Origin of the sequence: Microcystis sp. M_QC_C_20170808_M9Col (assembly GCF_007095495.1) — a bacterium.
Taxonomy (GTDB): Bacteria; Cyanobacteriota; Cyanobacteriia; order Cyanobacteriales; family Microcystaceae; genus Microcystis; species Microcystis aeruginosa.
Genome location: NZ_SFBZ01000048.1, coordinates 38581 through 59450, shown reverse-complemented (window position 1 = coordinate 59450; position 20870 = coordinate 38581). Strand labels below are relative to the sequence as shown.

At 44.1% G+C, this 20870-nt stretch carries 17 protein-coding genes and 1 pseudogene; 11 read left to right on the top strand and 7 right to left on the bottom strand.

The window, feature by feature from the left end:
• Positions 1–207, top strand: a pseudogene (locus tag EWV68_RS03340) (ABC transporter ATP-binding protein); the annotation flags it as partial.
• A 99-nt stretch (positions 208–306) separates the two neighbouring features.
• Complete coding sequence (rsmG, locus tag EWV68_RS03335) at positions 307–984, top strand: 16S rRNA (guanine(527)-N(7))-methyltransferase RsmG (protein ID WP_061430862.1); 678 nt, start codon at positions 307–309, stop codon at positions 982–984.
• A 2-nt stretch (positions 985–986) separates the two neighbouring features.
• On the opposite strand, the gene cax is transcribed toward rsmG, so the two are convergent.
• From cax to EWV68_RS03320, 3 genes are all read right to left on the bottom strand, one after another.
• Complete coding sequence (gene cax / locus EWV68_RS03330) at positions 987–2075, bottom strand: calcium/proton exchanger (RefSeq protein ID WP_061430863.1); 1089 nt, start codon at positions 2073–2075, stop codon at positions 987–989.
• 27 nt (positions 2076–2102) lie between these two features.
• Positions 2103–2726, bottom strand: a complete 624-nt coding sequence (locus tag EWV68_RS03325) for a YdcF family protein (protein ID WP_287168813.1) — start codon at positions 2724–2726, stop codon at positions 2103–2105.
• 157 nt (positions 2727–2883) lie between these two features.
• The gene (locus EWV68_RS03320) at positions 2884–4368 is read right to left on the bottom strand and encodes a site-2 protease family protein (protein WP_287168812.1); all 1485 of its coding nucleotides are present in this window, start codon (positions 4366–4368) and stop codon (positions 2884–2886) included.
• A gap of 104 nt (positions 4369–4472) precedes the next feature.
• Here EWV68_RS03320 and EWV68_RS03315 point away from each other — a divergent pair, with 104 nt between their 5' ends.
• Complete coding sequence (locus EWV68_RS03315) at positions 4473–5144, top strand: MBL fold metallo-hydrolase (RefSeq protein WP_287168811.1); 672 nt, start codon at positions 4473–4475, stop codon at positions 5142–5144.
• 682 nt (positions 5145–5826) lie between these two features.
• Positions 5827–6795 carry a thiamine-phosphate kinase gene (gene thiL / locus EWV68_RS03310; protein ID WP_287168810.1) on the top strand — a complete coding sequence of 323 codons (969 nt, stop codon included), beginning with the start codon at positions 5827–5829 and terminating at the stop codon, positions 6793–6795.
• Between the two features lie 3 nt (positions 6796–6798).
• Here the strand turns inward: thiL and ffh are convergent, their stop codons facing one another.
• Positions 6799–8235, bottom strand: a complete 1437-nt coding sequence (ffh, locus tag EWV68_RS03305; RefSeq protein ID WP_287168809.1) for a signal recognition particle protein — start codon at positions 8233–8235, stop codon at positions 6799–6801.
• Between the two features lie 170 nt (positions 8236–8405).
• Positions 8406–8822, bottom strand: a complete 417-nt coding sequence (locus tag EWV68_RS03300; RefSeq protein ID WP_079209272.1) for a hypothetical protein — start codon at positions 8820–8822, stop codon at positions 8406–8408.
• An 84-nt stretch (positions 8823–8906) separates the two neighbouring features.
• Between EWV68_RS03300 and hslO the strand changes: the two genes are divergently transcribed.
• The 5 genes from hslO to EWV68_RS03275 all read left to right on the top strand — a co-directional run bounded on the left by hslO (position 8907) and on the right by EWV68_RS03275 (position 17206).
• Positions 8907–9821 (top strand): Hsp33 family molecular chaperone HslO, encoded by a 915-nt coding sequence (gene hslO, locus EWV68_RS03295; protein ID WP_287168808.1) that lies wholly within the window; start codon positions 8907–8909, stop codon positions 9819–9821.
• A 63-nt stretch (positions 9822–9884) separates the two neighbouring features.
• Positions 9885–11840, top strand: a complete 1956-nt coding sequence (locus EWV68_RS03290; RefSeq protein ID WP_287168806.1) for a chromosome segregation ATPase — start codon at positions 9885–9887, stop codon at positions 11838–11840.
• A gap of 447 nt (positions 11841–12287) precedes the next feature.
• Positions 12288–13499 carry a pentapeptide repeat-containing protein gene (locus EWV68_RS03285; RefSeq protein ID WP_287168805.1) on the top strand — a complete coding sequence of 404 codons (1212 nt, stop codon included), beginning with the start codon at positions 12288–12290 and terminating at the stop codon, positions 13497–13499.
• Between the two features lie 183 nt (positions 13500–13682).
• Positions 13683–15341: a Ppx/GppA phosphatase family protein gene (locus tag EWV68_RS03280; protein WP_287168804.1), complete on the top strand. Its 1659-nt coding sequence runs from the start codon at positions 13683–13685 to the stop codon at positions 15339–15341.
• A 215-nt stretch (positions 15342–15556) separates the two neighbouring features.
• Positions 15557–17206 carry an alpha/beta hydrolase gene (locus tag EWV68_RS03275; protein ID WP_287168802.1) on the top strand — a complete coding sequence of 550 codons (1650 nt, stop codon included), beginning with the start codon at positions 15557–15559 and terminating at the stop codon, positions 17204–17206.
• 110 nt (positions 17207–17316) lie between these two features.
• Here EWV68_RS03275 and EWV68_RS03270 read toward each other — a convergent pair whose 3' ends face one another.
• Positions 17317–17607, bottom strand: a complete 291-nt coding sequence (locus EWV68_RS03270) for a DUF3082 domain-containing protein (protein WP_002786666.1) — start codon at positions 17605–17607, stop codon at positions 17317–17319.
• A gap of 65 nt (positions 17608–17672) precedes the next feature.
• Positions 17673–18179: a hypothetical protein gene (locus tag EWV68_RS03265; protein WP_061430874.1), complete on the bottom strand. Its 507-nt coding sequence runs from the start codon at positions 18177–18179 to the stop codon at positions 17673–17675.
• A gap of 908 nt (positions 18180–19087) precedes the next feature.
• Between EWV68_RS03265 and EWV68_RS03260 the strand changes: the two genes are divergently transcribed.
• The gene (locus EWV68_RS03260; protein ID WP_061430875.1) at positions 19088–20131 is read left to right on the top strand and encodes a DNA cytosine methyltransferase; all 1044 of its coding nucleotides are present in this window, start codon (positions 19088–19090) and stop codon (positions 20129–20131) included.
• A gap of 271 nt (positions 20132–20402) precedes the next feature.
• A complete protein-coding gene (locus EWV68_RS03255; RefSeq protein ID WP_079209262.1) occupies positions 20403–20738 on the top strand; it encodes a hypothetical protein in 336 nt (111 codons plus the stop codon).
• Positions 20739–20870: the final 132 nt, after the last annotated feature.

Sequence of the window (20870 nt, the reverse complement as noted above, 5' to 3'; positions counted from 1 at the left end):
AATCTGTTACTTCTCGATGAACCTACGGCCGGTTTAGATTGGTCGATGCGTCGTCAATTGGCTAAACTTCTCGCTAGTCTCAAACAACACTGGACTTTATTAGTAGTTAGTCACGATGCCGGAGAATTACTCCCCATTGCTGACCGTCACTGGAAAATTGAACAAGGACATTTGAGGGAAGTAAAAAGTGAAAAAACAGATAGTTGAGATTTTGGGGTATTAGTTGAAATTTCCCCACTCCCCTCATACCTGATAACTGATAACTGATTACTGATTACTGATAACTGATTACTGATAACTGAATTAATGATCCTTCCTGAATTATTTGACCTTTGGCAAGAAACCCTAGAATGGCAACCCGATGGGGTCCAACAAGCGCGATTTCAACAACTTTATGAGTTGATTTTAGAGGGTAATCAACGTTTTAATCTCACCCGAATTACCCAACCAGAGGAGTTTTGGGAAAAACATCTTTGGGATTCTTTATCGGGTTTAGCCTGGTTACAAAAATCCCAGCCAGATCTATTGACAAAATCCCTATCAGTCATCGATTTGGGGACCGGGGCCGGGTTTCCGGGGGTGCCAATTGCGATCGCCTATCCCCATTGGTCGGTGACTCTCTTGGATTCCACCCAAAAAAAGATTAATTTTCTTGAAGAAGTTATTGACAAATTAGAGTTAAATAACACGAAAACTCGCTTAGGTCGGGCGGAAATCGTCGGGAAAAACCTTAAACATAACTGTGCTTACGATATCGTCTGTTTGCGAGCGGTAGGTAATGTGGATATCTGTGTTAACTATGCTTTGCCTTTCCTGAAAAAGACCGGAATCGCTATTCTCTATCGTGGTCAGTGGTCCGCGCAGGATAGTTTAAGTTTAGAGGAGAATCTAAGGAAAGCTGGCGGTAAAATCCTCGAAATTGCCAGTTTTACCACTCCCTTAAGCCAAAGCGTCCGTCATTGTCTATATATCTCCAAGAAATAACTTTAAGCGGTGAGAGGATGGAAAAAGAAAGCCAAGGCCAGGATAGCATAGGTAGCTAAGAGTAACATTCCTTCTAACCAATTCGATCGCCCATCACTACTAATCGAATTAGCCAACCACACCGCTACAGCCACTGCCACTAACTCAAAGGGATTAAAATTTAGATCCATGGGCTGACCGATAATATAACCCATGATAACCAAAACCGGAGCCACAAACAGGGCGATTTGCATACTGGAACCAACGGCCACAGATACCGATAGATCCATTTTATTCTTAAGGGCGACGGTGACAGCCGTAGCGTGTTCGGCCGCATTACCGATAATAGGCAAAAGAATTACCCCGGTAAACAGCGCCGTTAAACCTAGCTGTTCCGTAGCCTCCTCTAGGGATGCCACCAATAACTCCGATTCTACGGCCACGGCGATAGTAACGAGCAATAAAATCAAAGACCAAAACCAGACTTTCGGCCTTGCGGCTCTTTCTCTGGCGCTTTCCTCCTCGATACCGGCAACCCCGACATCGTAGAGATAGGTGTGGGTTTTCATGGAAAATAAGAGACTTAAACCATAGACGAAAATTAACACCGCTGCCACGGCCACGGATAGACGTTGCAGGACTGCTTCCCCGACTCCCGTGGAGGTAAATTCCACGGCAGTGGGTAAAAGAATCGCCACCACCGCTAAATTCATGGCCGAGGCATTTAAACGGGCAGTTATTGGTTGAAATTCCTGTTCTTTGAAGCGTAAACCGCCTAAAAACATCGATAATCCCATAACTAAGAGTAAATTACCGATAATTGAGCCAGTAATCGTCGCTTTTACCACATCGATAAAACCTTCCCGCAAAGCGACATAGGCGAGAATTAATTCTGTGGCATTGCCAAAGGTGGCATTCATCAAACCGCCAATATTTGGCCCAACCACCACCGCAATCGCTTCGGTGGCTTCCCCCATGTAGGCCGCTAGGGGGATAATGGCTAGACAAGCGGTGATAAAAACAACTGTTCCGCCCCAGTGTAACAGGGAACCGGCGATCGATATAGGCACAAAAATCAATAAGATGGCGAAAATGGTATTTTTGCTTAACATAAAGTGGGTAATTTTGTCAAGATAATTTTATTTTGATCGGAGATGGGAACTAGAAGCGGATTCTAGCCAAAATTCCCCAGTGGAACCGCTTATTACCCATAATATTGCCCTAAAACCGTCTCTGAGCGACTTTTCTAGGGGTTCGGGGGGTGATTGGGAGGGAACAGTCACCGGTTTAATCACAATTCCGCGACTACCAAAAACAATTTCTCCCACTAATCGCGCCCTTCTCATGTGATTATCGGAAGTGACTAGATAGACACTATCAATACCTTGGGCTTTCAGTTGATCGGCTAGGCTAGTAAAGTTAGTGACAGTATCTCGCGCATTGTAATCGAGATGGAGACGTTCTAGGGGAATTCCCGCTTTTTTAAAAATCTTTTTCACATATCGTCGCGGACTACCGGAAGACACCCAAATCGGTAGATCGGGATATTCCTTAGCCAATTTTGCCGCAAAACGTTCTCGATCAGCATGACCTCCCAAAACAAAAATCGCTTCCGGTTTTAGCCACTGCTGACGTAAATCGTGGTATAACCAGCCTAAACTCGCCAAAATTAGCGGAATAGCCAGCAATTTTAACCTAGATTTGCCTAACTTCCCTTTCAGAGAAACTCGCTTTTTTCTCTGAGAATTAGCCTTAAGAACCATATATCAGTGATCTGTGAGCGGTTGTCAGCCTTCAGCTTTGTGGATTAAAGTGATCGAGGGTGAGGATCATCGAACTCACATTGACGTAGGAGATGGGGATTTTATTCCCTAACTGACCGATAATTTTCCCGGAACTCAGGTAGATTGATGCAGTCTCTTACATTCCCCACCAACGGGCCACCGCTTCGGGAAGGGGTAGCAAAATACTTAATAACAAAGCCAGGGAAAATAAACCTAATAAATCTCGTTTATTATCCAATTCGGTGACATCATTTAAAGCAGGTTGATCGCTGACTGGCATTAATAAGAGAATAATCGCCCAGAGTAAAAAATCTGGTTGCACTAGGGCTAAAATAAACATGAATAATCGAGTTAATTGACCGATAATTATGGCGGTTTTCTGCCCATACATGGCGTGAACAATATGACCACCATCCAATTGACCCACGGGCATTAAATTTAGGGCTGTAACGATAATTCCTACATAACCAGCTACCGCTAAAGGATGTAAATGGATCGCTTTTCCGGCGATTAAATTACTGCCGAGGGCTAGTTTAGCTACGATAGACAAGAGAAAAGAAAACTGCGGATTTAAGGCCTGAAAATTTAATAAACTGCTTTGATTAGTTAGGGGAACTATTTCCGAGAGGGACAATCCCCAAAACAGTAGAGGAATAGCGATAATTATACCCCCCAAAGGACCGGCCACCGCCACATCAAATAAAGCTTTGCGGGTGGGTACAGGGGATCGCATTTGAATAAAAGCCCCGAAGGTGCCTAGGAAGAAAGGAATGGGGATAAAATAGGGCAAGGTAGTTTTAATTTTATATTTAACTGCTGTAAAATAATGACTGAATTCGTGCAGTCCTAAAATAGCAATTAAGCCTAAACTGTAGGGTAAACCTTGCAATAATAAACTAGAATTATTTTCTAATTGTTGGGTGGTAATGCCACTTAATCCCGCACCGACCACTGTGGTGGTTAAGATAGTTAATAACAATAAACCCAGGGCAAGAAAGGGGCGAGTAACTTTTTCAGTTTCTATAGTTTCTGTTTTTTGCTGCCAGGGATTAGCCACAAGAGCGAAAAAAGGTTGTCCCTGAAAACTTTCTTGGAAAAGCAATAAAAAGCGATCACCAAAAACCTTTTCCACATTGTTTTTAATCACTTGATAAGCTTCTTCGGGAACCGCTCGCAATTTGCCCCGACAGAGAATTGCCTGGGGACGATAATCGATATTTTGCAGATAATAAATTCCCCAAGGAAAACAATCTCGTAGGGATTTTTCCTCTTCAGCAGTGATCGGTTTTAAATCACTTTTAGGTGCAGGATTATCAATATTTTCTAGGACTAAATTCGCTGTTTCCGCTGGTGATGGGGGGCTTTCTTGGGGAGTAACCCGACCCATTTGTACTAGCCACCAATACAAAAAAGGGCAGATCACAAAAGGACCGATCAGCAAAAATGCCGGCATGGGGGTATCCTCTCCATAGATTAACGTCCAGCCGGTCCAAATTAGAGCCGGAGTCATCAGGACTAACCAAATTAACCAAATTGGTGTTGTCGTGATTTTGGCCACGCTACGCTTGACGATAAAATAGGTGAAACCGCCAAGAATCCCTAATAACAACCACATTTCCATATCGGCTCTTTTCTCTTGAGTAAAAGGCGGCTAATTTCAGCCCGCCCGGTCATCGATCGTGCTAAGTTATAAACCGCATTGATTGTGATTTGGATAGGCAAACCATGCGATCGGAAACCGAATCGTCTCCTTTAGAGGTTAGCAAAACCACAAAACCCCCTCGATTAATTCTAGAAGGTTTATACGCTTTCTCGCCTAATCGGGAAACCCTAGGGGGAACCTCTTATCTTATTGTAGAAAATACTGGTAATATTCTGGTGGATTGTCCTAGCTGCGAGGAGAGCGAGCGGGATTTTCTGCGAGAAAAAGGAGTCCGTTACCTATTTTTTACCCATCGCGGGGGTCAGGGTAAGCAGAGCGATTCTCTGCAAAGTTTACTTAATTGTGAGATTATTCTACAGGAACAGGAAGCTTATCTGCTTCCTCACCGTCAAATTACCATTTTTCAGCAGCAAATCCAGTTATCTCCCACTTGTAGCGGTTTTTGGACTCCTGGCCATTCTCCCGGCTCCTCCTGTCTTTACTGGCAGCGTCACGGGGGGGTTTTATTTACCGGTCGTCATCTTCTCCCCGACACTAAGGGTCAACCGCAACCCCTACAGACCGCGAAAACTTTCCACTGGCTGCGGCAATTGCGATCGCAAGAGGCCATTTTAGACCGTTTTAGCCCAGAAACCCTCTCCTATCTTTGTCCGGGAGCTAATACCGGCTTTTTACGCGGTCGGGGAATTATCGATCGCGCCTACGAAAAAATCAGCGCCAATCCTCTTAAGTAGGGTTTGCGGCAAAAAGTTTCTCGTGGGGTGTAGGGTGTGGCCCCCCCACCCCCCCCGACATCGGGGGGGCAGGTGGGGTGTGGGGTGTAGGGTTTTACCGATTTTCATCTGGTCGTACTAAATCCGGTTATTAAAAACTGATTATTTATTCTCCGTTGGGCATGAGTGCCTCTCCTGATATGTAGCCTATACTCAACGGATGGCCGTATTACTTCCGATTTTACCACTCAATCCAAGCTTTTGGGGGGTTCTACCCCCCAAACCCCCCGTTGGGGGCGTGGCGCCGCCCCCAAACCCCCCGCGCATTAGTTTTTCGGTGGGATGCTTACAGACAGGCGCTGACGCATCTGTAATAATTTAAGAGTCACTCCCCTTGCGGGAGTGCTTCTCCTGATATGTAGCCTATACTCAAGGGATTTAGTATGATTGACGAATTTGCGTTATTTCAGCTTCTATTTTCAAGTCAGTCAGGAGTTTCAAGCTTTGTTGCCCCGCTTTTTTGTATCAGTTTATGTACTACAAGAAGGATAATGCAAGGTTTTTGAGGGTCTCAATCCGATTTTCTTGGACTAATATCGGATTTTAACAGGTCAAAAGCCTTATTTTAAAAGGGTTTTACCATTATTCAGCCAACCTTAACTAAAGACTTTTTAGAAGCTGTATCGTTCAATTCCCAGAAATTATGAATTTAACCGTTAAAGACTTGGGTGAACAGGGATTGCTACCGATTCTGCAAAAATATTGTCCTGCGGAGATTATCGGTGATGATGGGGCGATTCTATCGATCAAAGAGGGTTACTCTCTCGTTGTCACCACTGATGTTTTAGTTAATAACGTCCACTTTAGCGATCTTACCACCTCTCCCGAAGATGTGGGCTGGCGAGCGGCGGCGGCTAATTTATCCGATTTAGCGGCTATGGGGGCAGAACCCCTGGGAATTACGGTAGGATTGGCTTTAACTCCCGATCTAGCCATCGATTGGCTAGAAGGACTCTATCGGGGTCTTAGCTCTTGTCTGCAAGTATATCAGACGGCGATCGTTGGTGGCGATGTCTGTCGGGCCACGGAGATTAACATCAGCATCACTGCCCTGGGACAAGTGGCAAAAAATGAAGAAATTAGACGTTTTAACGCAAAAGTTGGCGATAGTATTCTTATTACCGGTTATCACGGTTTATCGCGGGCTGGATTAGAGTTACTCTTTCACCCTCAAACCGGGAGGAATTTAAATTCCGCCCAAAAAAAGCGATTAATCCAAGCCCATCAACGGCCGCGACCGAGACTTGATTGCATACCACATTTACAAAAAATTGTCAAGCAATTTCCCATCGCCGGCATGGATAGCAGTGACGGGTTAGCAGATGCCATCATGCAAATTTGTCGCTGTAGTGGGGTTGGTGCCGAAATCGAGAGGATTCCCCTGCATCCAACCCTGAAAGAATATGTGGGAGCCGAAAAAGCTCTAGAATGGGCTTTATACGGCGGTGAAGACTTTGAGTTAGTTTTGTGTTTGCCCCCGGACAGTGCCAGAGAATTGTTGGAGAAAGTGGGGGAAGAGGGGGCGATAATCGGTCAAATTGTCTCGGGGAGAGAGATAAAATTAGCCGATGGTAGAAACCTCAGTTTAAGCTCCGGATTTCAACATTTTTAGCCTCTATAAATCGCCAAAACCTTTCTTTTTCTTGATTTTCTTCGGTTTTTTCGGGCTGCCACCCTGACCGCGGAACCCCGGTTGATTGCCACCGCCAAACATTCCGCCACCCATACCGGGCATCCCGGGCATAGCGGGCATTTGTCCCCGTCCCATCTGTTGCATCATCGATCGCATTCTGGTGAAATTAGTAATTAGTTTGTTAACTTCTGTTTCCGGATGTCCCGAACCTTTGGCAATGCGACGACGACGATTAGGAGACTTAGCCAATAAATCGGGGTTAGCGCGTTCCTCCGTGGTCATGGAATTAATCATCGCTTCCGTGCGTTTTAACTCTTTTTCGCCCTTTTCGATGTCTGTCCCGCTCAGTTTGCCTAGACCGGGGATTAACTTTAAGACTCCCCCCAGGGAACCCATATTTTTTAACAGCCGCATCTGTTTGAGGAAGTCATTAAAATCAAACTTAGCCTCTAAAATCTTGGCCTGCATTTTGGCCGCGTCTTCTAGGTCTAACTGTTCCTGAGCTTTTTCCACTAGCGTCAGGACATCACCCATATTGAGGATGCGACTGGCAAGGCGATCGGGATAAAATGGCTCTAAAGCTTCTACTTTTTCGCCAACCCCAACAAATTTAATCGGTTGTCCCGATATTTGCCGCACTGATAGGGCTGCCCCACCGCGAGTATCGCCATCAAGTTTGGTGAGAATTGCCCCCGTGATGCCGATTTGTTGGTGAAAAGTGTTGGTAAGACTGGCCGCTTCCTGACCGGTCATGGCATCCACCACTAATAAAGTGTCGTCGGGCTTGACAATTTTTTTAATTTGTGCTAGTTCGCCCATCATCTGGGTATCTATCTGCAAACGACCGGCGGTGTCGATGATAACCGTATCTACGCCCAATTCTTTGGCTTTTTCCACACCTTGACGGGCGATATCGACGGGATTAGCCTGAGAACCCATCTCGAAGACGGGAACATTTATCTGTTTACCGAGGGTGATTAATTGGTCAATGGCCGCCGGACGGTAAACATCGGTGGCCACCATCAGGCAGCTTTTGGACTGTTTGCGGAGATATAGGGCTAATTTGGCGGTGGCGGTGGTTTTTCCCGTCCCTTGCAACCCGGCCATTAAAATTACGGTGGGGGGTTTATCGGCCTGGGCTAGGGGGACGTTACTTTCCCCCATAATTTTAACTAATTCATCATAGACAATTTTGATAAATTGCTGACCGGGATTGACTCCAGGAATAACTTCAGCGCCGAGGGCTTGTTTCTCGACCTCAGCAATAAATCCCTTGACCACCTGTAGGTTAACATCTGCTTCTAATAAAGCCCGCCGGACTTCTTTGAGGGTTTCTTGTATATTGGCCGAGGAGATTTTATCTTGACCTCGTAATTTTTTCCATGCGTCTTCTAAGCGGTCGGCCAGTGCGTCGAACATAGTTTCGGAATTAAATTTTTAACTAGATCGATTTTATCTCAAATGTCGGGGGAAGACCCCCGTTCTTGCCCTGTCATTGGTCTCGGACTGGCATAGTGCAGCCACTCTCCCGGTGTAGGAGAGTGAGCAGCGGGGAGAGACAATCCATAATTGGGTTTTTAAAGTGCGATTTACTTACTAGCCACTCCTAAATCCTTCACTTCTAACTTTTGATTGCTCAAAAATAGTCGTAATTTCAACAAACTGAGAGTTTGACCGAGATTGAGGGGAAGGAGAGAAATGCCTTCTAACCGCGATTGTAACCAACCATCGCCCCAATACCATTCGTGATAGCCATCGATACCTTGACTCAAAAGCAAGCGTAAACACTGGTCATTGGCCCATAAAACCTGATGTTGTACAGGAATTAAACCTAACCAAGAGGTAAAAGTCAAGCCTTCCTCTAATTTATCGGGTAGATTGGGCGAGAGCATTTGCGGCCACAGCCATTGACGGAGATGAGCAGTTTTGAGCAAACTATCCCGGATAGCCTGTTCACTGGCCGAGATTTCGATACGCAGCTGACTTTGTTGAAAATTGCCGAACATATTGTTGTCTGATAATTTTTGTTAAGTTAGTTAAAGAATAACTAAAAATCGGGACAGCGTTTTCCAAGGATAACAGTAAGTAGTATGGCAGATAAATTAATCCGCGCCACGGCCGCCGATGGCGGAATTAGAGTAGTAGGAGTGATTACCACTCGTTTAACGGAAGAAGCCCGCCAAAGACATAAATTATCTAACGTAGCCACCGCCGCTCTCGGTCGCACGATGGCATCGGCTTTACTCTTGGCTTCCAGTTTAAAAAAACCCGGTTCTAGGGTCAATATTCGCATTAAAGGCGACGGTCCCCTAGGCGGTGTTTTAGTTGATGCGGGACTCGATGGCACGGTGCGGGGTTATGTGGACTATCCCCAGGTGGAATTACTCCCCAATGCTCAGGGTAAATTAGATGTGGGTCGCGCCGTGGGTGACAAGGGTTATGTGCGAGTCTTACGGGAAGAAAAAGGCGAGGGGAGAAATGAACTTCAAGAAAGCATCGTCGAGATAGTTTCTGGGGAAGTGGGGGAAGATATCGCCTACTACCTGGACCAATCGGAACAAATTCCCTCCGCTTTGCAAGTGGGGGTTTTTGTCGGTACGACCACAGGAGTAACGGCAGCCGGGGGAATTTTATTACAAGTTCTCTCTAAAGAAGCAGCCCGGGATGAGGTCTTAGTGGCTCGTTTAGAGTCGAGATTGCGAAAATTAACGGGATTTACGCCTCTTTTACGGGCAGGAAAAGGACTAGAAGATATTTTTCAGGAACTTCTCGGAGATATGGGTCTAGAAATTTTTCCGGCTGTGCAGATGCTGCGTTTTGATTGTGATTGTTCTTTTGAACGGGCCTTAGGAGCTTTAAAATTCCTCGGGGTCGATGAATTAAAAGACATCATCGAAAAGGATAAACAAGCGGAAGCCATCTGTGAGTTTTGTCGGGAAGTGTATAGTGCCAACGAGACGCAATTAATCGAATTAGTCGAGTCTCTACAAGCTGAATCTTGCTGAGAAGTTGGGCAATGAGCGCCATTAAGGTAAAATCTATCTAAAATATCCGTCAGGGAGTCGTGAATGTTTAAAGGAAAAGAATTAACCAAAAATCTAGTCAAACGAGAATCGATTGACTCCCTGACTCGTTGGCCAGAGAAAACTAAATCTTTTCTTTTTCTCTTTTGGTACCGATACCAGCATCGTTTCACTTGGAAAGTTTGGGCGGCTTTATTTGTCGTCGTCTTTGGTGGTGTTGGCTTTCTCGCCACTTGGCAGTTATTAAATATGCAGAAGTCGCCCAATTGCCCAAAAATCTTCTGGCCTATCGCTTCTGCCTCCCTGCGTCTCTACTGCGCTCAACTTTCCGCCGATAGTCGCACCGTGGCAGGTTTACTCGAAGCAATTGCCCTAGTGGAAGCTTTACCCGATGACCATCCCTTGCGATCGCAAGTTAATCAACAGGTGGAAGAATGGGCGCGAGATATCCTGAATTTGGCTGAAAAAGACTATCAAGCGGGAAATTTACAGCAAGCGATCACTAAAGCTCGTCAAATCCCCAATAATATGGCAGTAGCGGCAATTATTGAAGAAAGAATCGCTAAGTGGCAAGGAACTTGGACGGAAGGCAACGATATCTTAAGCAAACTAGAGGAAAATCTCCGCGCTTCCAACTGGAATCAATCTTTCCGTCTAGCGGTGGATTTATTGAACTTAAATAACGAATATTGGGCAACGGTTAAATATAATGAAGCGCTCGCTAAAATTACCGTCGCCCGGGAAGATAGCAGTAAATTAGATAATGCCTTTAATCTCTTTGCCCGGGGCGGTCTCGACAATTGGTTCAAAGTCATCGAAGAAGCTAGAAAAATTCAAGCCAGCAGTTATGCCCATCAGGAGGCACAAAAATTAATCGGGAAAACCGAGGATAAACTGCAAGAATACGCCGAAAGATTAATTGAGCGGAAGCAATGGCAAGCTCTCCGGGATTTGGCTAACCAAACCCCCAAAGACCTCAAAATTAAAGAAGATGTCACCGATTGGTCCGTCTTGTCTGAAGCGGCTTTAGATGCGGAAGCTGGCACGGTGGAGGGATTGGAAGCTGGCATACTGGGACTAGAACAAATCGACGCTTCTCGACCTCTCCATCAAACGGCCCTAGCTATGAGGGAACGCTGGCAGTTACAGGTACAGGATCTAAGAATACTGTCCGAGGCTAGAGATTTAGCACAAGCCGGGACGGTCGAACAGTATAGCGCCGCTATCGCGAAAGCGGGCGAGGTTCCCCGTAATAATCCCCTCTGGTGGCAAGCACAGCAGGAAATTGCCTCTTGGAATCGTCAAATACAAGTGATTGAAGACCGGCCGATTTTAGAACGCGCGCGGGAAATCGCTCTCCCCGGCGATATTAATTCCCTCAGTAACGCTATTATTCAGGCGCGGGCAATCGCTAAGAATCGGGCCTTATACCGAGATGCCCAACGGGAAATTGGCGACTGGCAAGTGCGGATTGAACGCATGGAGGATCAACCCATTTTAGATCAGGCTCAAGCTTTGGCCAATCTCAAAGACTATAGCACAGCGATCGAAACTGCTAATCAAATTCCCCCCGGTCGCACTCTTTCCTCGGAAGCTTCCCAAAATATCCGTCGTTGGCGCCGAGAGTTGCGGGCCCGTCAAAATCTGCAACAGGCTAATCAATTAGCGGCGACGGGAACCGCAGAAGGTTTAACCCGGGCGATTGCTTTAGTTACCAATATTTCCACTAAAACCGACGCGGGTGTGCAACGGACTGAATTGCTGGAACGTTGGAGTTATCAGCTTTTGTCTTTAGCCACGGACCTGGCTAATAATGGTCGTTATCTGGAAGCTATTCGCCTTGCTGAATCCGTATCCCCGGAAAGTACCGCTTACAGTTCGGCTCGCTCCCAAATGCAAGGCTGGCGCAATATTCTCCAACCTCCGGCCCCACCGCCAATAGTTGAATCGACTCCCCTTTCCCCAGAGTCCCCGATAGAAGCACCAAGTCCGGGTCAATAATCAGTTTTAGGGGCTGTTTTTGCTGTGGATTGCCCCTAAAAAAGTCCCTCATCCCCAGGGGTCTGTTAAGTTAAATCTGTACTATACTCAATCCTGTTTACAAGGGATAGGAGAGCGGGGGAGCGGGGAGAAACAATCCATAACTTGGGAGTTCATCGCACTATTAAAAACCGACTTAGTATAAATTGCCAAAAAATACCAAAGCCAATTTTTAAAAGATAATAGTTGTTATGAATTAAGTTAATCAATCAAGCAAAAAACAGATCTCCGTAATTTATATAAACCTCCTGCATAATTAATTTTTCATGGTTCACAGACAGCAAACATAAGGATTAAATAACATAAAATAGGTAAATAGACCATTTAATTGATTATTATTCATTCTTAATTCTCCTGGCTACTGACTCCTAACCCTAAAAACGATTTTTGATTTCTGCAAGAGGTCTTATGAAAGCAAGTGAGGTACTGGATTTATATGCCAAAGGGAAACGCAATTTTACAGGAGTAAAATTAAAAGGACAGTGTTTTCAAGGAAAGAATTTATCGGGGGCTAATTTTAGTAAAGCAGATCTGCGTGGCACTAATTTTCAAGGGGCTATTTTAGAGGGAACTAAATTTACCGAGGCTAGGGCAGGATTACTAAAGCGCGGTCGGCTACAATTAATTTTAATTTCTTGGTTAATAGCGGCTATCTGCGGCTGTCTGTGGGGATTAGCTGGTTATTATCTAGCTTTAATGCTGGTGACAGATATGACCGAATTTAAAATCATTGGTGCGGTGATAATCACGATTTTATCTCTAATTTACGGAATATTTTATCGTCAGCGAGTTGGGGGATTGCCCTTAGTTTTATCCTTGATTTCTGGCCAAAGAATAAGTTTTATCCTAGCAATTTTTATCAGCTTAATTTTAAATTTATTGACAGGAATTATATTAGTTTTTCAGGTAGCATTAGCAGGGATAGCCGTGATGAATGTAACTTTTTCTATAGCTTTAATGGTTGGTTTTTTGGGTACTTTATTCACCGCTTATCTAGCCTGGTTATCCCTGGAAGAATCGAGAGAAACGATCACGAAATCCATGGCAATTGCTTTTTTAGCCAGTAAAGGTACAAATTTTTGCGGGGCAAATCTGCAAGAAGCTGATTTCACGGGAGCGCAGTTAAAAGCCACTGACTTAAGGGCAAAAGATTTAACTAGAACTCGATTTTATCTGGTATCGGGCATCGAGCGAGCGCGCTGGGAAAAGACAATTCTGGACGAAGTTGCGATGAGAAATCTTCTGGTTACTGGTCAAGGGGAAAATAAAGCTTATATTGGCTATAATTTTCGCGGACTGAATCTTTACGGGTTTAACTTCAAAAATGCCCACCTGACTAGGGCAAATTTCAGCGAGGCAAATTTAGCCTACGCTAATCTAGAAGGGGCAAATTTAGCCCATAGTAACGTGATGAGAGCCAATTTACAGGGAGCCACCTTGACGGGTGCTTGTATCGAAGCTTGGAAAATCGCCGAAAATACCAATTTAGAAGGGGTTGATTGTGATTATATCTATTTAGTCGAGTGCGATCGAGAGCGCCGTCCCAAGCAGGGAGAATTTGGGGAGGGGGAATTCCGGCAATTGGCCCTGGAGCAGCGAAAATTGTATATTGAAGAATAAGATAACTGCTAGACAAAGCTAAAATTGCGGCGCCGAGGCGGGCAATTAGAGGGATAATAAGACCAACCCCGATCGAGCGGGTGTCAGAGGCGGCGGAGTTACATCCCTCCCGATGCCAAATAAGGTTATTTGCCCTTTTCCCTAACCCCTATCCCCCGACTGGTAACTGATCACTGATAAGCGATGGTGAATATTTCTAATCAAGTTATACCCAATCGGGGACTAGCGCCCCTGGCAAAAGCCTCCGATGTCCAAATCCTAGCGGCGATCGATATTGGTACGAATTCGGTTCACATGGTAGTAGTGAAAATTGAACCGTCTTTACCTGCTTTTACGATTATTGCCAGAGAAAAGGATACAGTCCGTCTCGGCGATCGAGATAGGAAAACCGGTAAATTAACCCTAGCGGCCATGGAAAGAGCGATCGCCGCTTTAAAACGCTGTCACGATCTGGCTATTAGTCTCCATGGGGATCAAATTATCGCCGTTGCCACCAGTGCCACCCGGGAAGCGGCCAATGGCGACGAATTTTTGGCTTTAATCGAGAAAGAAGTCGGTATTTCTGTAAATCTCATCTCCGGACAGGAGGAAGCGCGCCGGATTTATCTCGGTGTCGTCTCGGGAATGGATTTCCAAAATCAAGCCCATATTATTATTGATATCGGTGGTGGTTCCACAGAATTAATCTTAGCTGATAGTCAAGAAATTCGCTTTCTTAGTAGTACCAAAATCGGCGCGGTGCGTTTGACCCAAGATTTGATCACCACCGATCCCATTACTCCCACAGAATTAGCCTATTTAAGAGCATACACCCGCGGAATGTTAGAGCGGGCAGTAGAGGAAATTAAACATCATTTACAGCTGGGAGAAGTGCCGCGTTTAGTGGGAACTTCTGGGACGATCGAAACTTTGATGACTATCCATGCTTTGGAGAAATTGGGGGAAATTCCCAATCCTTTAAATGGCTATCAATTAACCCGCAAAGATGTCAAAGAATTAGTCAAACGTTTCGCCGCTTTGGACTATCACCAAAGACTGGCAATTCTGGGGATGTCCGATAAACGGGCCGAGATAATTCTAGCCGGTTCGATCGTGCTTTTGGAAGCGATGACCATGTTAGATGTTGATAAGTTAGTTCTCTGTGAAAGGGCCTTGCGAGAAGGGGTAATCGTCGATTGGATGCTGACGCACGGTTTAATTGATAATCGGTTACTTTATCAGAGTAAAATCCGTCAGCGCAGTGTCTTGAAAATAGCGAAAAAGTATCAAGTTAATTTAGAATCTGCTGAGAGAATAGCGGCATTTTCCCTGTCTTTGTTCGAGCAAACCCAAGCACAATTACATTCTTGGAATCAGGAGGCTAAAGATTTATTATGGGCGGCGGCTATACTGCATAATAGTGGTTTATATGTTAGTCATGCTGCCCATCATAAACATTCCTATTATTTAATTCGTAATGGTGAACTGTTGGGCTATACGGAAATAGAGTTAGAAGTGATCGCTAATATCGCTCGTTATCATCGCAAAAGTAAGCCGAAGAAAAGACACGATGATTTTATGAAATTAACTGAATACTATCAGTATATGGTCAGACATTTAAGTGCTATACTGCGCTTGGCTGTGGCTTTAGATCGGCGACAAATAGGAGCGATTAAAAAGATTGAATGTAAGTACGATCCTGAATATAGAACCCTACATCTGCATCTTTTTCCCAATAATGCTGAAGATGATTGTGCTTTAGAATTGTGGAGTTTAGACTATAAAAAACCTGTTTTTGAGGAAGAATTTGGGGTGAAAGTAGTGGCAACTTTGGCATTTTTACCCTTAAACCATGAGCAGTGAGTGGTTATCATTGACTACCGCCGGTATTAGGTAGCTTGAAATCGGCGAGATTGGAATTTTCGAGACTTGTTACCCGTTATTCTAGGTCAAGATTATCGACCGTGGCAAATTGATAATTTTTGTTGATAGTCAAGCAAGAAAACGGTTAAAAACTGAAAGGTTACTGTTATAATCCAGAGGGAATAGGATCGCAGAAAGAAAAGGAGCCGAAAAACTTGTTGCAATTAGCTAAAATTGGTCGCTTGATCGCTCTTGGTTGCTTGGGAACGATACTGACTAGCTTTCCTGTCCTCTCGGCCGAGAGAATCACTTTTATCTTACCGCCCTTTAGTCGTACCCTAGAAATTAGTTCCCTAGAAAAGTTTGTCGAGACTGGCAGAATTGACGCTAATCTAAGACAATATTTAGGTAATACCACCCCCGAACAACAAAGAGAATTTCGCCAAGCTTTAACCACAAGTAAAGAAATTAATCCCGTCCTGATCTCGCGCTTTTTTAACACCAGAATGGGGGAAGATGTCCTCAACCTTTTAGGGGAACTGATCACCATTCAAGGGGGTATTAATGGTAAATTCGCTCTGCGTTCTGCCCTAATTAAATCAGCTTTTGAACCGGGAGGGGTAACTATTCTTAATCTGCTGCGTAATCTGCCCACTAATATGCAGATTGATGTGACAAAAGTGCAAAGACTAGCTCGGGCGATCGATGTCGTCCTGAAAGCCACCACAGTATTCACGGAAAAGGTGGCGCAATTATCCTTAGAAGAAGCTAAAAAGGCTGGTGAAATTAATTTTACCGCCATGACTGACCCCCGACAACCCGGACCGCAACAAGTGGAACAGATGCGGCTGGATTTAACCGATAGCCGTCGTCAGAGGGAACTTTATCTAATTATTGTCAAACCCAAGGGGCAATTAACCCAGAAAACCCCCGTTATTGTCTTTTCCCACGGTTTAGCTTCTCGTCCCGAAGATTTTGTCCGACAAGCGGAACATTGGGCTAGTTACGGTTATCTCGTTGCCATGCCCCAACACCCCGGCAGTGATACCCTACAGGTACAGAATCTACTCGCCGGTTTATCGCGGACGGTTTTTTATAGCAACGAATTTGTCAATCGTCCATTGGACATATCTTTTGTGATCGATGAATTGCAAAGACGCAACGCGGGGGAATTTCAGGGGCAATTAGATGTAGATAATGTGGGAGTTGGTGGACATTCCTTCGGCGGTTATACAGCCTTAGCCGTGGGTGGAGCGACGATCGATTTCGAGAATTTACAACGGGACTGCCAAAGAAGATTAGCTTTTCTCAATGTCTCCCTCTTGCTCCAGTGTCGTGCTTTGGATTTACCCCGAGAAGAATACAACTTTCGCGATCCGAGAATCAAAGCGATTTTTGCGGTTAATCCGTTTAATTGGAGTATTTTCGGGGCTAAAGGACTAGCTAAGATCGAAATTCCCAGTTTTGTAGCGGCAGGAACCTACGATCCCGCTACCCCCGCTATTTTTGAACAGGTGCGCTCTTTTCCCCTGCTCAACACCGAAAATAAATATTTAGCTCTGATTGAAGGTCAAGCTCACGTCGATTTTTCGGTACTAGATGCGGGAATTAACGAAGCGATCGAATCCGTAGCCGATCTTACCCTGCCCGCACCCTATGTGATCGATAGTTACGCCCATTCCCTATCTTTGGCCTTTTTTGAGGTGTATATTCGTAAAAACCCCGGCTATAAACCTTTTTTACAGGCGGCCTATTCCCAATATCTCAGTCAAGGCCAGGAGTTTAGATGTTTTCTGATTACCCGCGCCTCCTCGGCCGCTTTAGAACAACTCATCGAAGATTTTACCGCTCAAAATGTCCGTTAATCAGTTATCAGTTATCAGTTATCAGTTATCAGTTCACTGTTTACTGTTTACTGATCACTGAAAAGCTCCCCACTTTCTCACTTCCCCACTTCCAATTCATAATTCATAATTTATGTTTGTTGAGGGCGTTTAAGTAGTAATTGGATAGCCAAAAGAATTAAACCAATGGTGACAAAAGCAAAAATAAAGGTTCCTAGAGAAGCTAAACCAAAAACTAAAGTGCGGACAGCGCTGCCAATTCTCAAGGCGATCGGACTGTGAGCAACCATTGGTTTTGAGTAAAAAGAATGACCGATCGCTGCTGTGAGATAATAGAGAATTGTCCCCAATGCTGCCGAAATTGCCGCACCAACCAAACAGCGAGTAGGAGTAACTTTTTTGGTTTCTAATTCTGTGGTCATTCCTTTTTAGTCCTCAAATATTGCCCAGGTTAAATTTTAATTCTTTTCCCCAGCATTTTACCCGACTAGGACCAAGGATCGAGGACGGAAGGAAAAGAAGTATCGACTTGCGAGGAGGCGATCAGGTCTTGATTCTGGTCTAGTTGCCGTTTTAACTGTTCCCAATCGCCGGGGTCGGTTAACTCCTCATAAACAGGGGCAGCGGAAAAGATCGTTTCTTTGTCCGATGACCAGTTTCGGGAAGGAAGGACTGGATTAGTCAAATCAGGCAACTCCTGGTCGAGAATAGTCGGATTTGCGCTCTCAGAGGAAGCTGTGGGCGAATTTAGGCTAATTTCCCGCTTTAGTGACTGTAATTCACGGTTGAGAGCCTGTAATAACTGCTCGATCGCCTCGATTCTCCCGAAAACATCCGAGGGAATCTCAGGATTATTGGCAGCAGAGAGGGAGGGTAAAGTTAATTCATCAGCCATGACGCGCTCGATTTCCTCTAGGGTAGTATAACCCGATTGCACTAACTTTTGGGCAAAGGAAGGCAGCTTGGTCTGAAGTTTCTTGTTTGCTAATGACATGGAATAGAGCCAGTAAAGACTGTACAACCCACTACATCCCTTAGTATTCCCATTTTTTCACCGCAGCTAACAGGTAAAAGGAAAATTTATCCCACTTTCCGCACTTCTTAACATTCAATTGATAATTTTTACTAATATTTTGCTTAAAACCCATTGCTAAGTAGTCGTGCAAAATTAATTTCCTAGTCGAGACTCCGAGACAGGAGACTCCGAGACAGGAGACGGGATACAGCTATTAGGGATCGGATTTGAGTTTTCAGTTCACTGTTTCCTCACATCAGAAGTCTGACGGAGTAGTGGCTTAGATGTGTAATTAATTGTGCTTAGATACTTAGTAGGGACTATAGCTACAATGATTGATTTTGCTCAAGGTGAAGAATTGTAATTTTTTTTCTCAGAAAAAATCAATTATTGAAAATGTTCTCAATAGTAGTTTCTACAATGAAGCTTTTTCGTCAAAACATCTTGGGGAATGTAAAAATATATAAAAGTATATGAAGATGTGCGGAATGTCGGATTTATCGTCGGCTACTTATGGCGTTTCTTATCAAGACGAAGTGTAAACTGATTTGGTATCGACTGCTGACGACCGACTCCCCAAAAGGAAAACTTCCTACCTCATCATTTAGGATAACTGCTATAAAAAGAGCAGAAGAGGTCATGGTTTCTGGGTTGTGCTTGTTAAAGGGATCTTTCTTATACTACACTTGTAACATCAATCTGTTTAGTATTTGGGAGAAAAAAATTACGCGGACAGGGGAGATGGGGAGATAGGGGAGTGGGGAGACCACTTCGTGCGCGTTGCGGGGGGAAGTGGCGAGAAAGATTCGAGCATTTATACTAAAATCTAAGATAGCCGGTTTAATATCGTCTCAGGGATCAAAACTAAAGCGTAGAATAGATAAAATATGTGGACTTTTATTGATTTATTTGCCGGTGTAGGAGGATTTAGAATCGCCCTAGAGAATCTCGGTTGTCAATGCGTTTTTTCTTCGGAAATCGATCCTCACTCCCAAAAGGTTTACTTGGCTAACTATGGTCATTTACCCGATAATCAAGACATCAGAAAATTAGAGGCAAAAACTGTCCCCAATCATGATATACTCTGCGGCGGGTTTCCCTGTCAAGCCTTTAGTATCGCCGGCAGAAAACACGGTTTTGAAGATGCACGCGGAACCTTATTTTTTGAAGTTGCCCGGATCTTACACGAAAAGAAACCGAAAGCTTTTATCTTAGAAAATGTCCAGGGTTTAGTCCACCACGATCGAGGTAAAACTTTAAAAACTATTTTAGATATACTAGAAAAGGATTTGCATTATTTTGTCCCTAGTCCCCAGATTTTAAATGCCAGATATTTTGGGGTTCCTCAAAACCGTCCCCGAATTTTTATCGTCGGTTTTCGAGAGGATTTGAATATTTACCATTTTTCCTATCCTCAACCAACTCATCAAGAAACTTGTCTCAAAGATATTCTAGAAGAAAAGGAAGTCAGCGTTAAATATTATCTCTCTAATCAGTATTTAGAAACTTTGTTTACACACAAAGCTAGACACCAACATAAAGGTAATGGTTTCGGTTATGAGATTATTTCTCCCGATGGTATCGCTAATGCTATTGTGGTGGGAGGTATGGGAAAAGAAAGAAATTTAGTTATCGATCAAAGACTGACTAATTTTACTCCCGTTACTCGCATTAAGGGAGAGGTAAATAAATTATTCGTCCGCAGAATGACTCCTAGAGAATGGGCAAGATTACAGGGATTTCCCGATAGTTTTCAGATTGTTGTCAGCGATGTCCAAGCTTATAAACAGTTCGGTAATTCTGTGGCTATTCCCGTGGTAAAAGCAGTGGCAAAAGAGGTGATGAAAGCTTTAGATTTATCCAGAGATTCTCAAGAAAATATCAGGTTTAAAGACCTACAGGGGAGACAATTAGAACTATTGTCAATCTGAGGAACAATAACAATTTTTTCTAGGGTTTTGGGTATATTAAGAATAGTTATTATTTGATCAATATGATCGCTGTTTATGCTCGACTCTCACTGGATTAACAGTGGACTTGTTACATAATTAATTTTCGAGAGTTCAAAAATGAGAAAAATAGGCATGAGGTAACAATAAAAGAGCAAAAGAGGTGATGGTTTCGCCGGTTGTGCTTGTTAAAGGTATCTTCCCTATACTACACTTGTAACACCAATAGGTTTAGTATTCGGGAGAAAAAATTATGCGGACAATCACACGCACCACCACTACCGATATGGAAGTTACCAGCATTCGTCTGGAAAGAGTCCTCAAAGACAAGCTGAAAGAGATTTCCGGCAATCAAGGTTATCAAGCACTCATTCGCGATGTCTTATGGAATTTCGTTCAGCAAAAATCAGGAGATTATCGACCTCAGTTTTGTGCCACCGATATAAGGGCAGTATTTAACGCTACAGCTAGAAAAAATGAGATTTGCGCTCTTACAGGCAAATTAATCCCCGCTAATGAAACAATGTTGTTAGGTTTGACGATCTATGGCGATCTAGTTCCGTTGAGTATGGATAGTTATCCCAATTAAATTAAAATAAGTTTGACTAGGGTGGGGCAGAATCCAGTATAGTTAGTCCTCACCCAAGGGAGATGGGAAGTGGGAATTATAAATTATAAATTATGAATTATCAATTGAGAGGTGGGGAGTTTTTTGCTGTGA